This is a genomic window from Iodobacter fluviatilis (assembly GCF_900451195.1).
GTDB classification, from domain to species: Bacteria; Pseudomonadota; Gammaproteobacteria; order Burkholderiales; family Chitinibacteraceae; genus Iodobacter; species Iodobacter fluviatilis.
In genome coordinates, this window is the sequence record NZ_UGHR01000001.1 from 3,158,132 (window position 1) to 3,173,859 (window position 15,728).

Below are 15,728 nucleotides of genomic sequence, written 5' to 3' on the forward strand. Positions count from 1 at the left end.
TACAAAACAAAATTCTGATTAAAAATGGCATAAATTTCGTTATTTATAATAAATTAATGCCAAAAAATCTGCGTTCATGAGTGATATCAGCCACAGCAGGCCATGACACTGTACTTCAGTACAGTATTAGAGCTTACAAAAGCTCTATATGCTGACCCAATTCCCTCATTTTCTGGTTAATACCTCATGGCTGAACAGACTAATACCACTAAAGCGCACGCTACAATCGTTCAAATTGACGGTAAAGCTTATCTTCGCGATGAAAGTGGAAAAACTGTCCCACTCCTGCCCGGCCAGAAAATTGATGAACAACAGATTTTAGTTACGGCCAATGATGGCCATGTTCAGCTACAGCTGCCTAATGGCGAGCTCGTTGATATCGGCCCGGCCCGCACGGTGCAAATCGATGCACAGATACTAAACACCTCTCCGGCCGATTCAGCCACTGCAGCCATCAGCGATTTAGCCGAATCGACCGCAAAAATTGCCGCTGCAATTTCAAATGGACAAGACTTAAGCACTGAATTAGAAGCCACCGCAGCCGGTTTAAATGGTGCAGGTGCAAGTGAAGGCCACTCATTTGTACAACTATTACGGATTGCTGAAGGGGTGGAACCGCTGGCCTTTAATTTTGGCAATAACAACTTTGCAGCAACAGACTTACCTCTAAATCCAGGCACGGTTCAGCCGGGCATTCAAGCCGTAAATGATGCAGTTACCCTTGAAGAAGACGGCGAAAGCCGCATCAATGTGCTTGGCAATGACATTGGCACTAATTTAAAAGTAAATACCGCCGTTGCTAATAATGGCACGGTCAGCATTAATCCGGACGGCACTTTAAGCTACAAACCCAATGCCAATTTCAATGGCAATGATCAAATTACTTACACGATTACCGATGCTAACGGTACAAGCAGCACGGCCACGGTTGCTGTTACTGTTACCCCGGTTAATGATTTGCCTCAGCCTACAGATATCAACGGCAATCCCCTAGCAGTACCGGTTCAAATCAGCACCAAAGAAGACACCCCGATTGCAGGCAAAGTAACCGCTACTGATCCCGATGGTGACACGCTGACCTTCACCCCCAAAGATCAGCCCACACATGGCACAGTTACGGTTAATCCTGACGGCAGCTATATCTACACCCCTGCCCCAGATTACAACGGCAAAGACAGCTTTACTGTTACCGTAAATGATGGCAAAGGTGGTACTGCCACGATCACGGTTGATGTAACCGTTGATCCGGTAAACGATGCGCCTGTTGGTACAAATCAGGTCATCACCACACCAGAAGACACACCCATCACCGGCAAGCTAGTGGCTACAGATAAAGACGGCGATTCGCTCACCTTTACAGCCAAAGATCAGCCAACGCACGGCACGGTTACCGTTAAGCCAGACGGCAGCTACGAATACACCCCAGCCCAAGATTACAACGGCAAAGACAGCTTTACGGTTACCGTAAATGACGGCAAAGGCGGTACTGCCACGATCACGGTTGATGTAACCGTTGATCCGGTAAACGATGCGCCTGTTGGCACAAATCAGGTCATCACCACGCCAGAAGACACCCCCATCACCGGCAAACTGGTGGCTACAGATAAAGACGGCGATCCGCTCACCTTTACAGCCAAAGATCAGCCAACACACGGCACAGTTACCGTTAAACCAGATGGCAGCTACGAATACACTCCTGCTCCGGATTACAACGGCAAAGACAGCTTTACTGTTACCGTCAATGACGGCAAAGGTGGCACGACGGTCTTGACTGTTGATGTAACCGTTGATCCGGTAAACGACGCGCCCGTTGGCACAAATCAAACCATCACCACCCCAGAAGACACGCCCATCACCGGTAAACTGGTGGCTACAGATAAAGACGGCGATCCGCTCACCTTTACAGCCAAAGATCAGCCAACGCACGGTACGGTTACCGTTAAGCCAGACGGCAGCTACGAATACACTCCTGCTCCGGATTACAACGGCAAAGACAGCTTTACGGTTACCGTAAATGACGGCAAAGGCGGCACGGCCATTATCACCGTCGATGTGGGCGTCACCCCTACTGACGACCCTGCAAATATCAGCGGCAATGACCAGGGCACCGTGCAGGAAGACGGCGTACTGATTGCCAACGGCAAGCTGACGGTTGCTGATAAAGATGCTGGTCAATCAGAAATGAAACCACAAACGGTGACCAACGAATACGGCACCTTCAGCATCGCAAAAGATGGTACTTGGTCGTTCACGCTGGATAATTCAGCCAATGCAGTGCAAAGCCTGAGCGACAAAGACAGCCTGAATAAAACTTACCTTGTAGAGTCGCTTGACGGCACACAACACAATGTCGTCATCACCATCAATGGTAAAGATGATGCCGCCGAAATCACCCCAAGTAAGCCGGGTGACGATGCGGGCTCAGTCAAAGAAGATACAACGCTGACTACCGGCGGCACACTGCTCGTTAACGACAAAGACGCAGGCCAATCCAGCTTCCAGGCACAAACCGACACCGACGGCACTTACGGCAAGTTCAGCATTGGCACCGATGGCAAGTGGACTTATGTTCTGAATAACGCAGCAGCTAATGTTCAGGCCTTGGCTGAAGGCGAAACCAAGACTGAAACCTTCACTGTTAAATCAGCTGATGGCACAACTTCAAATGTGGTTGTGACGATCGTGGGTACAAACGATGCAGCCGTCATCACCCCTAGCAAACCAGGTGACGATGCGGGCCAAGTCAAGGAAGACGCCGTTCTGACTACCGGCGGCACTTTACTTGTTAACGATAAAGACGCTGGTCAATCCAGCTTCCAGGCTCAGACTAATACCGACGGTACTTACGGCAAGTTCAGCATTGGCACCGATGGCAAGTGGACTTACACGCTGAACAATAACGATCCGGTTGTTCAGGCTTTGAAAGATGGCGATGTAAAAACTGAAACCTTCACGGTTAAATCGGCGGATGGTACGGAAAGCACCATCACTGTGACCGTCAACGGGACCAACGAAACCGCCACCGTCGGCCACGGCGCGGTGCAGGAAGACACCGTGCAAAGCAGCACGGGCACGCTCACCGCCACTGGCGGAGCGAGCTTTGTGCCGCAAACCGATGCCGCAGGCACTTACGGCAAGTTGACGCTGGGCAGCGATGGCAAGTGGACTTACACGCTGAACAACGATGCCGACAATGTGCAAGCCCTTAAAACTGGCGAGTTCAAGACTGAATCCTTCAACGTCACGCTGAGCGACGGCACAAAGACCACCATCAGCATCGACGTGCAAGGTCTGGATGACAAAGCTGTCATCACCCCAAGCAAACCGGGTGACGATGCTGGCCAAGTGAAGGAAGACACCGTTCTGACTACCGGCGGAACCTTGCTGGTAGATGATAAAGACGCGGGCCAATCCAGCTTCCAGGCACAGACCAACACCGATGGCACTTACGGCAAGTTCAGCATTGGCACAGATGGCAAGTGGACTTATGTTCTGAATAACGCAGCAGCTAATGTTCAGGCCTTGGCTGAAGGCGAAACCAAGACTGAAACCTTCACTGTTAAATCAGCTGATGGCACGACTTCCAACGTGGTTGTGACGATCCTAGGTACAAACGATGCAGCTGTGATCACACCTAATAAGCCAGGCGATGACGCTGGCCAGGTGAAAGAAGACTCCGTTCTGACTACCGGCGGAACCTTGCTGGTGGATGATAAAGACGCTGGCCAATCCCGCTTCCAGGCTCAGACCAACACCGATGGCACTTACGGTAAGTTCAGCATTGGTACCGATGGCAAGTGGACTTATGCTCTGAACAACGCTGCGGCCAATGTTCAGGCCTTGGCTGAGGGCGAAACCAAGACTGAAACCTTCACCGTTAAGTCTGCAGACGGCACGACTTCGAATGTGGTTGTGACGGTGGTCGGCACCAATGATGCAGCCGTGATCACACCGAATAAGCCAGGTGACGATGCTGGCCAGGTCAAGGAAGACTCCGTTCTGACTACCGGCGGAACCTTGCTGGTGAATGACAAAGATGCTGGCCAATCCAGCTTCCAGGCACAGACCAACACCGATGGCACTTACGGTAAATTCAGCATTGGTGCGGATGGCAAGTGGACTTATGTTCTGAATAACGCAGCAGCTAATGTTCAGGCCTTGGCTGAAGGCGAAACAAAAACTGAAACCTTCACCGTTAAATCCGCTGATGGCACAACTTCGAATGTGATTGTGACGATCGTGGGTACAAACGATGCAGCCGTGATCACACCTAATAAGCCAGGTGACGATGTGGGCCAAGTGAAAGAAGACACCGTTCTGACTACCGGCGGAACCTTGCTGGTGGATGATAAAGACGCTGGTCAATCCAGCTTCCAAGCTCAGACTGACACCGACGGTACTTACGGTAAGTTCAGCATTGGTACCGATGGCAAGTGGACCTACACGCTGAACAATAACGATCCCGTTGTTCAGGCATTGAAAGACGGCGATGTGAAGACTGAAACCTTCACCGTTAAATCCGTCGACGGCACAGAAAGCACCATCACTGTGACCGTCAACGGGACCAACGAAACCGCCACTGTCGGCCACGGCGCAGTACAAGAAGACACCGTTCAAAGCAGCACCGGCACGCTCACCGCTACCGGCGGCGCGAGCTTTGTGCCGCAAACCGATGCCGCAGGCACTTACGGCAAGTTGACGCTGGGCAGCGATGGCAAGTGGACTTACACACTGAACAACGATGCGGACAATGTTCAAGCCCTTAAAACTGGCGAGTTCAAGACTGAATCCTTCAACGTCACGCTGAGTGACGGCACCAAGACCACCATCAGCATCGACGTGCAAGGTCTGGATGACAAAGCCATCATCACCCCAAGCAAACCGGGTGACGATGCGGGCCAAGTCAAGGAAGACTCCGTTCTGACTACCGGCGGAACCTTGCTGGTGGATGATAAAGACGCTGGTCAATCCAGCTTCCAGGCTCAGACCAACACCGACGGCACTTACGGTAAGTTCAGCATTGGTACCGATGGCAAGTGGACTTATGCTCTGAACAACGCTGCGGCCAATGTTCAGGCCTTGGCTGAGGGCGAAACCAAGACCGAGACCTTTACTGTTAAATCGGCTGATGGCACGACTTCCAACGTGGTTGTGACGGTGGTCGGCACGAATGATGCAGCCGTGATCACACCTAATAAACCAGGCAATGACGCTGGCCAAGTCAAGGAAGACGCCGTTCTGACTACCGGCGGTACTTTACTTGTAAACGACAAAGACGCAGGCCAATCCAGCTTCCAAGCTCAGACCGACACCGACGGTACTTACGGCAAGTTCAGCATTGGTACGGATGGCAAGTGGACTTATGTTCTGAACAATAACGATCCCGTTGTTCAGGCATTGAAAGACGGCGATGTGAAGACTGAAATCTTCACCGTTAAATCCGCCGACGGCACAGAAAGCACCATCACTGTGACCGTCAACGGGACCAACGAAACCGCCACTGTCGGCCACGGCGCAGTACAAGAAGACACCGTGCAAAGCAGCAACGGCACGCTGACCGCTACCGGCGGAGCGAGCTTTGTGCCGCAAACCGATGCCGCAGGAATCTATGGCAAGTTAACGCTGGGCAGCGATGGCAAGTGGACTTACACGCTGAACAACGATGCCGACAATGTACAAGCCCTTAAAACTGGCGAATTCAAGACTGAATCCTTCGACGTCACGCTGAGCGACGGCACCAAGACCACCATCAGCATCGATGTGCAAGGCTTGGATGACAAAGCTGTCATCACCCCAAGCAAACCGGGTGACGATGCGGGCTCAGTCAAGGAAGACTCCGTTCTGACTACCGGCGGAACCTTGCTGGTGGATGATAAAGACGCTGGCCAATCCAGCTTCCAGGCACAGACCAACACCGATGGCACTTACGGCAAGTTCAGTATTGGTACCGATGGCAAGTGGACTTATGTTCTGAGCAACGCTGCGGCCAATGTTCAGGCCTTGGCAGAAGGCGAAACCAAGACTGAAACCTTTACCGTTAAGTCTGCCGACGGCACGACTTCGAATGTGGTTGTGACGGTGGTCGGCACGAATGATGCGGCCGTGATCACACCTAATAAGCCAGGCGATGATGCTGGCCAAGTGAAGGAAGATTCCGTTCTGACTACCGGCGGCACGCTGCTCGTTAACGACAAAGACGCTGGTCAATCCAGCTTCCAGGCACAAACTGACACCGACGGTACTTACGGCAAGTTCAGTATTGGTACCGATGGCAAGTGGACTTATGTTCTGAACAATGCTGCGGCCAATGTTCAGGCCTTGGCGGAAGGCGAAACCAAGACTGAAACCTTTACTGTTAAATCGGCTGATGGCACGACTTCGAATGTGGTAGTGACGGTGGTCGGCACCAATGATGCAGCCGTGATCACACCGAATAAGCCAGGCGATGACGCTGGCCAAGTCAAGGAAGATTCCGTTCTGACTACCGGCGGAACCTTGCTGGTGGATGATAAAGACGCGGGTCAATCCAGCTTCCAAGCTCAGACTAATACCGACGGCACTTACGGCAAGTTCAGCATTGGTACGGATGGCAAGTGGACTTATGTTCTGAACAATGCTGCGGCCAATGTTCAGGCCTTGGCGGAAGGCGAAACCAAGACTGAAACCTTTACCGTTAAGTCTGCAGACGGCACGACTTCGAATGTGGTTGTGACGGTGGTCGGCACCAACGATGCAGCCGTGATCACACCTAATAAGCCAGGCGATGACGCTGGCCAAGTCAAGGAAGATTCCGTTCTGACTACCGGCGGAACCTTGCTGGTGGATGATAAAGACGCTGGTCAATCCAGCTTCCAGGCTCAGACTAATACCGACGGTACTTACGGTAAGTTCAGCATTGGTACCGATGGCAAGTGGACTTATGTTCTGAACAATAACGATCCCGTTGTTCAGGCATTGAAAGACGGCGATGTAAAAACTGAAACCTTCACCGTTAAATCTGCCGACGGCACAGAAAGCACCATCACCATAACCGTCAACGGGACCAACGAAACCGCCACCGTCGGCCACGGCGCAGTACAAGAAGACACCGTGCAAAGCAGCACGGGCACGCTCACCGCCACCGGCGGAGCGAGCTTTGTGCCGCAAACCGATGCCGCAGGTACTTACGGCAAATTGACGCTGGGCAGCGATGGCAAGTGGACTTACACGCTGAACAACGATGCCGACAATGTGCAAGCCCTTAAAACCGGCGAATTCAAGACTGAATCCTTCAACGTCACGCTGAGTGACGGCACCAAGACCACCATCAGCATCGACGTGCAAGGCTTGGATGACAAAGCTGTGATCGGCCAAGGCCAGGGCGATATCGGCGCGGGCACGGTTAAAGAAGACACGCCAGCGCAAACCACTGCTAACGGCCATTTAACGATTACCGACAAAGACGCAGGCCAAGCCAGCTTCACACCGCAAAGCGTGAAGAACGCTTACGGAACCTTCACCCTGCAAGCCAATGGTGATTGGAAGTTTGACATCGACAATGCCAGCGCCACGGTTCAAGCGCTAAAAGAAGGCGAGCAGATTAAGTTTGATCTGCCCGTAACGAGCTTGGATGGTACAGCTGGCAAGGTCAGCATCACCGTGATCGGCACGAATGATGCTGCCATCATTGGTCAAGGTGTGGGTGACATCGGTGCAGGCACCGTCAAAGAAGATACCGCTGCGCAAACCACTGCTAACGGCCATTTAACGATTACCGACAAAGACGCCGGCGAAGCCAGCTTCACACCACAAACCGTGAAGAACACTTACGGCACCTTTACCTTGCAAGCCAATGGCGATTGGAAGTTCGACATCGACAACAGCAGCGCCACGGTTCAAGCCTTGAAAGAAGGCGAACAGATCAAGCTTGATCTGCCCGTGACAAGCTTGGATGGCACCGCAGGTAAGGTCAGCATTACCGTAATCGGCACAAATGACGCCGCCATCATTGGTCAAGGTGTGGGAGACATCGGTGCAGGCACCGTCAAAGAAGATACCGCTGCGCAAACCACTGCTAACGGCCATTTAACGATTACCGACAAAGACGCCGGCCAAGCCAGCTTCACACCACAAAGCGTGAAGAACACTTACGGCACCTTTACCTTGCAAGCCAATGGCGATTGGAAGTTTGACATCGACAACAGCAGCGCCACCGTTCAAGCGCTGAAAGAAGGCGAGCAGATTAAGTTTGATCTGCCTGTCACTAGCTTGGATGGCACGGCTGGCAAAGTCAGCATTACCGTAATCGGCACGAATGACGCCGCCATCATTGGCCAAGGCCAAGGTGATATCGGTGCTGGTACCGTTAAAGAAGACACTGCTGCGCAAACCACCGCGACAGGCCACCTGACGGTAACCGACAAAGACGCAGGCCAAGCCAGCTTCACACCGCAAAGCGTGAAAAACGCTTACGGAACCTTTACCCTGCAAGCCAATGGCGATTGGAAGTTTGATATCGACAACAACAGCGCTACTGTTCAAGCGTTGAAAGAAGGCGAGCAGGTTAAATTTGATCTACCGGTAAGCAGCCTGGATGGCACAGCGGGCAAGGTCAGCATCACTGTGATCGGCACGAATGACGTTGCCATCATCGGCCAAGGCCAGGGCGATATTGGCGCGGGCACGGTTAAAGAAGACACGCCAGCGCAAACCACCGCCAACGGCCACCTAACAGTAACCGACAAAGACGCAGGCCAAGCCAGCTTCACACCGCAAAGCGTGAAGAACGCTTACGGAACCTTTACCCTGCAAGCCAATGGCGATTGGAAGTTTGATATCGACAACAGCAGCGCCACCGTTCAAGCGCTGAAGGAAGGCGAGCAGGTTAAATTTGATCTGCCGGTAAGCAGCCTAGATGGCACAGCGGGCAAGGTCAGCATCACTGTGATCGGCACGAATGACGCTGCCATCATTGGTCAAGGTGTGGGTGACATCGGTGCAGGCACCGTCAAAGAAGATACCGCTGCGCAAACCACTGCTAACGGCCACCTGACGGTAACCGACAAAGACGCAGGCCAAGCCAGCTTCACACCGCAAAGCGTGAAGAACGCTTACGGAACCTTCACCCTGCAAGCCAATGGTGATTGGAAGTTTGACATCGACAACAGCAGCGCCACGGTTCAAGCGCTTAAAGAAGGCGAGCAGATTAAGTTTGATCTGCCCGTCACTAGCTTGGATGGTACAGCTGGCAAGGTCAGCATCACCGTGATCGGCACGAATGATGCTGCCATCATTGGTCAAGGTGTGGGTGACATCGGTGCAGGCACCGTCAAAGAAGATACCGCTGCGCAAACCACTGCTAACGGCCACCTGACGGTAACCGACAAAGACGCAGGCCAAGCCAGCTTCACACCGCAAAGCGTGAAGAACGCTTACGGAACCTTTACCCTGCAAGCCAATGGCGATTGGAAGTTTGATATCGACAACAACAGCGCCACCGTTCAAGCACTGAAGGAAGGCGAGCAGGTTAAATTTGATCTGCCGGTAAGCAGCTTAGATGGCACAGCGGGCAAGGTCAGCATCACTGTGATCGGCACAAACGATGCGCCAGCCAGCACCGGAGGCTCAGTCTCTGGCACTGAAGATACGGCTTATACCTTTACATGGAGTGACTTTAATGCCTCCGCTGGTGATGCATCAGTAAGCAGCCTATTGATCAAATTAAGCTCGCTGCCTGCTGATGGGGTGTTGCAATTTAACGGCGTAGCCATCACTAACCCGGCTCAATTCACCTTCAGCAAGGCGGATATTGATGCGGGCAAGCTGACCTTTATCCCTGACGCCAATGAATCGGGCCACAATAGCTTTAACTCAGCAGGTACAGGTGATCAAAAATCTGACTATGCCAAGTTTGATTATCAGGTCAATGATGGCAGCGCCAGCAGCGATAAAGTTAGCATGGTGGTAGATATCAAGCCGGTGGCCGATATGCCCGTGATCAGCATTGGCGGGATTAGCCTAGTGAATGGCTCCACAACCACGGTCACGCCACCGAAAGGCAATGGCTTAACCCAGCAGTACTATGCGCCAAATGCCAACGACAACCTGAACACCACCACAGCCAGAACGCCAACACGTATCGAAGCAGAGCTGGAAGGCAAAGTGCCAACCAGCACCACCGTGGTCACATCACCCGATGTTTATGTGCCTAATGGCACTGATGCGCCAAGCGGCATCGCAACCGATTCTGCCTACAGAGTCAGTGGCTTGGTTTACCTTGAAGAAGGCAAAAACTATACGTTTAGCGGCTATGTTGACGATACTTCCCTGCTGAAAATTGGCGGCGTAGAGCTGATGAACCGCCCTTATGATGGCTATGGCACATTTACTGCCACGCCATTTGTACCAGGAAAATCGGGCTACTACACCGTTGAAATGATCGTCTACAACGCATCCAACGTAGGCGCGATGGATCTGAATGTCAGCGTTAATGGCGGAAAAGCCGTCGACTTTAACACCAGCAACTTCCAGCTCTACAGCAACCTAGCTCAGCTTGAAACCAGCGGCGGCTTGCACAGCAATCTGGTGGCAACGGGTGATGGCGGCTACTACCCGCAGGGCATCAGCGGCCAGGAAGACAGCTTCATCAAACTATTTGGCTTGGCAGCCAAGCTCAGCGATACCGATGGCTCCGAAAGCTTGCAAAGCCTTTCATTGACAGAGCTGAAAGCTGGCAGCACCGTTTTTGATGGTGTGCATACCTATAACGTGCCAAGCGATGGTTCGGCGCTCAATCTGAAAGGCTGGGACTTAAACAATCTGCAAATTAGACCGCCGCTTAATTTCTTTGGTGAATACAAGGTGGGCCTGCAAGCGGTAAGCGTAGAAAACAGCACAGGTGAAACCGCCACCAACAACGCCTTTGTCGCCATTCAGGTCGCCAATACCAACGATGCACCAAGCGCCAACGACGATAGCGCAAGCATCCGCGAAGACAGTGCAGCGAATCCGATTACCGGCAATGTGCTTAGCAACGATATCGACGTCGATGGCGATAAGCTGGTGGTTCAGGCCATTAACAACAATGCCACCAATGTGGGTAAGGCTATCAGCGGTCAGTTTGGCCAGCTCACGATCAACCAGGACGGCAGCTATAGCTATACGCTAGACAACAGCAATCCGCGCGTGAATGCGCTTAACGACAGAGATACCTTAAGCGAGAAATTCACCTACACCGCATCCGATGGCAAAGGCGGCACATCTACCGCCACGCTCACGATCAATATCCAAGGCCATACCGATCCGGTAGTGATCATGGGCTCCAGCTTTAATGATCAGATTGGCGATATGTATGGTGAATCCACCACGCTATGGGGCACAGAAAAAACAGAAGGCACGGTGATTGACCTGCAATTAGGCGGTGGCGCTATTGCAGGTGCACCTAATCCAAATCCTGGTGAGCGCTTCCAATACACCCAGTCGGTAGATCAAGTAATTGATGCAGGAGGCGGTAACGATTACGTTGAGTCAGGCCGCGGCGATGATGTGATTTACGCAGGGGACAGCGATTCTGCAGGCTACAAATTTGCAGATATTCTGGGCCATAAGCTGATGACGCTGGATTTAGGCTCTTTAGTAGACTCCAGCACCCAGCTGTTCAGCGCCGCAGTTGGCGTAAGCAACCCCAAGGCCGACGTTGTGAACGGCGGCACTGGCCACGATGCCATCTTTGGTCAATCTGGTGTGGATCTGCTGTATGGCCACACCGGCAATGATTACCTTGATGGTGGCAGTGATAACGATGCCTTGCGTGGCGGGCTTGGCCATGATGTATTACGCGGCGGCTCTGGAAACGACGTACTCAAAGGCGATGCCGGTGACGATGTCTTCCTCTGGATGCCTGGCGATCAAGCCGTTGCACGCGGCGCTACAGCAGCAGGCACAGGCAACGAGTTTGGCATTGGAGCCAATGTCAATGTGGTAAAAACGGCCACCGATGTGGTGATGGATTTCAATCAGAACACCTCAGCGGGCAATAACGATAAGCTCGACATGCGTGATCTACTGATTGGTGAAACGCATGGCAGCAACGATATTGGCAACCTGCTTAATTATCTGCACGTAGAAAAATCAGGCAGCAGCACGGTAATTCATGTCAGCACGGCAGGTGAGTTTGGCGGTGGCTATAACGCAGCCAAAGAAGATCAGACCATTATCTTGCAAGGGGTTGATCTAACTGGCGCAACTGATGCAGATATTCTGAAAAACCTGCTACAGAACAATAAGCTGATCGTTGATTAAGCTTTAAAAACGGCAAAGCAAACGGCTCCTAAGGGAGCCGTTTTTTTATACACGCAACACGCTCCTCTCTACCCGCACAACTGACAAAATAAATTACACATTGTAAGAAATATGAAGCTTTCGTTTCATTTAAGGCGTTTAAGATCTCATCCCTGATCCGCAAACACCTTAAGCGCCCGCACATACAACGGCTTAAATAAAAACCACAACAGCATTCAGGCTGAAGCGATTAATCCAGCCTCACCATTGCAAAAAGACGAGAACCATCGAATGACTCAACCCGCATTTAACCGTGTATTCAATGTTTTATTTTTATGCACCGCCAACTCAGCGCGCAGCATTATGTCGGAAGGACTGCTGAATATACTGGGGCATGGCCGGTTTAACGCTTACAGCGCAGGAACACACCCCAGCGGCGAAATCAGCCGCTATACCATCGAGCTGCTTCAATCCATAGGCTATGACACCAGTCATTTGCATTCCAAATCATGGCAAGAATTTGAAGGGCGCAATGCGCCACACATGGATATCGTGATTACGGTATGTGATGATGCCCGCGGCGAAATATGCCCAAGCTGGCCAGGCCACCCGATCAGCGCACATTGGGCTTATGAAGACCCAAGCGGCGAAACTGAAGAAGAAAAACACGCCTCGTATTGCAAAATATTTGCACAAATCAAACGCAGAATTGATTTGCTGGTCAGCCTGCCCTCAGAAAAACTGGAGCACCTCACTCTTAACCATCTTGTGCAGGAAATTGGCCAAACGCCCCTTGGCTGAGCCAGACAGGCTAATCCTCTAGGCGGCGCAGCGCCTCTTCCTTTGATAATGCTAAAAGCGTTTGCTGTGTAGCCAAAATAGCAGGCATTAACAGCAATAACTCATCACACAGGCGACGGGTAGTCTGGCTGAGCTCGGCGCTCAGCCAATCGCAAGCGCCTGGCGTGCGCTCTTTTAGCTGAGGCTCTGGCAGCGCATTTATCAATAAATCGGCATGCAAAAAACGGATGCCGTGTGCGGCACGAAACAGCGCTTTTACAATCGCCTGCCGCTGACGCCCGCCATCAGCTAGCACCGCTGTTTTCTCAGCAATATCATCCATCCGGTCAAACAAACTATATAAAGTGCGCTGCCCACGCTGAATTGATTCAAAGCTCACCGCACTTTGCTCACACTCGCTTGCCGCTGCCGACATCAAGCCCCGCATTGCCACCAGACGCGTATTAAACCGCCCCAGCGACGCCTCGGTATCCAGCGGCACACGCCGCGCAATATGACTATAAATCAGCGCCGATTCACGCAAATTATCCGACAGCAAAAAGCGCCAGTGATCCAGCGCCCGCTGCGGAAACAAAGACGCCGCCAGCATCGAAATCAAAGACCCCAAAGCCACATTAGCCGTACGCCACAGCGACTCATCTACCGTACCATCCCCCACCCCGGCCACAATCACCAGCGTAATCCCTACCGTCAGCGCCGTATAACCCGCCTTACCAATTGCATGGTAAGCACTTAATAGAATCACCAGCACCATCCAAGCAAAAGACAGCAGCGGCGATACCCCATAGAGGGCCAAAGCCAGCAAACCCGCCAGCGCCCCCACCGTAGTCCCCACCGTGCGCTGCCGCGTCTTTTGCGCCACCGCGCCCAAATGCGGCACATTGCCCAGCATCACCACAATGGTTACCAGCATCCAGCTGCCATGCTGAATCGGAAAACTAAGATTAATCATCAGCCCAAACAAAAACGCCAAAGCCACCCGCAAAGCATGGATCTGGCGATGATGCTGATAAAGAAATAAAGGATTTTTTACCGCGCGCCACGGCGCAGTCAAAATATGGGATAGCTTCATAAGCCTTACTATAACAAAGCAGGCTATCAATAGAGAGGCTAGCGTGAGTAATTACTCTGTTGACCGGCAAACCACATCATCAGCAGCAATGATCTAGCCTACATAAGCCACACCCATTGCATAAGTTTTATTTGCAATAAAAAACGCGATGCAGCCAAAGCCACATCGCGTTTTCTCTTCAAACAATCAAACCATTAAAATACTTTTGTACCTTTGGCACTATAAGGATAAAGGCCTTCACACGCCGCAGGGCCATTACGCTTTTCGGTACGGGTGTACGTACCCAGCAATGATTTGGCATTTAAATCTAAATTAATATCCTGCGACCAGGAGATTGAGCCTACGCCACTGTCATTATTAAACTGTTCTGACTTAAAGTTATTCAGCGCAATTTTCCCTGGGTAATTAACTGCGATATCGGCAATCTTGCTGCCATCCCAAACCCGGTAAGTGCCTTTACCATTGGCTTCTGGCTTAAACAACCAAAGAAAGCCTGTTGTCGAACCCGACACACTATAATTACACATACTATACTGAGGCACTGCATTACTTTGCTGCCCAGTTAATACCCCAGTCCACATATCGTAGCTGCCATAGCGCTTATTATTTTTACGCGCACCAACGATATCGTAAGTCCGCTTTTCTTCAAAAGTCAGCGCCTTACTAATTGGATCAAAAGATTGGTCAATGGTTTCACGTTTCACATAACCCAGCTTGGGAATATGCCAGCGTTTTTCTGTCCAGATTGAAACAGAGCTGTCTTTGTCGTCTTTATAAGCGACATTCGTTTTTTCCTGACTGACACAAGCTTCCAAAACACCCAATTTAGTTTCAATTTTTTCACGACCTAAAAATCGATACTCTGATTTGATGCTGTCCGTGCCCGTACCATTTAACCAACTAATCGTTACTTTTCGTGTGTATTCAATATTTTTTGGCTGATCTTTAACCAAATCATTTATCGAAAACTCAGTCGATGCATTCGTAGTCACACGTCGTTTCTGCCAATAGTTTTCTTTACCATTTTGCTCAGTCGCCACCTCGCCCCATCCAAGTATTTTTTTACCATCAGGAGAACGATATTCCTGAGCAGCAATCGTTAATGGGTATTTTGTCTTGTTATATTTATCGTCTAAGTCTTCATTAAGAATATATTCACTGGATGTTTGTAATACTGATTCACCCTCAATATTGAGCAGCTTGGCACTCACATCATAATCATGCTTAAAACTCCCTCCCAACCAGTTCTCTTTAAAATTGCCTTTACCAGATGAGTCATATTTTTTGAGCCCGTCCCAAGTAAATACAGCCAAATCGCTTTCACTGGTATCACTCGCTTTTAAGTCATTAGGCAAAGAAGCAATACATTGGCCTAATGTTTCTTTTGCGGGATCAACTGTCACAACGGGTGTAGTTGTAACAGGAGCATCATCGCCACTACCACCACAAGCCACCAAAACAAGCGCAGCCGAAACAGCAAGAGCCATTGCACTATAAGAAGTTTTTTTCATTTTGACCGTTCATCAACGAAATTGTGTGTAAGGCTTGAATTATCTCAAATAATGTTTTGTAAGTATATGCTAATGAAGTAGTCATC

General features: G+C 51.1%; 4 protein-coding genes. 2 read left to right on the forward strand and 2 right to left on the reverse strand.

The features are described from left to right. Positions 1-186: 186 nt before the first annotated feature. A complete protein-coding gene (locus DYD62_RS14585) occupies positions 187-12,279 on the forward strand; it encodes a retention module-containing protein (RefSeq protein WP_115228027.1) in 12,093 nt (4,030 codons plus the stop codon). 270 nt (positions 12,280-12,549) lie between these two features. Continuing rightward, entirely contained in the window at positions 12,550-13,059 is a 510-nt protein-coding gene (locus tag DYD62_RS14590; protein WP_115228030.1) for an arsenate reductase ArsC, read from the forward strand. A 10-nt stretch (positions 13,060-13,069) separates the two neighbouring features. Here the strand turns inward: DYD62_RS14590 and DYD62_RS14595 are convergent, their stop codons facing one another. After that, a complete protein-coding gene (locus DYD62_RS14595; protein WP_115228032.1) occupies positions 13,070-14,131 on the reverse strand; it encodes an FUSC family protein in 1,062 nt (353 codons plus the stop codon). Between the two features lie 194 nt (positions 14,132-14,325). Then, positions 14,326-15,642, reverse strand: coding sequence for a hypothetical protein (locus DYD62_RS14600; protein ID WP_115228034.1), 1,317 nt, complete (start codon positions 15,640-15,642; stop codon positions 14,326-14,328). Positions 15,643-15,728 lie beyond the last annotated feature (86 nt).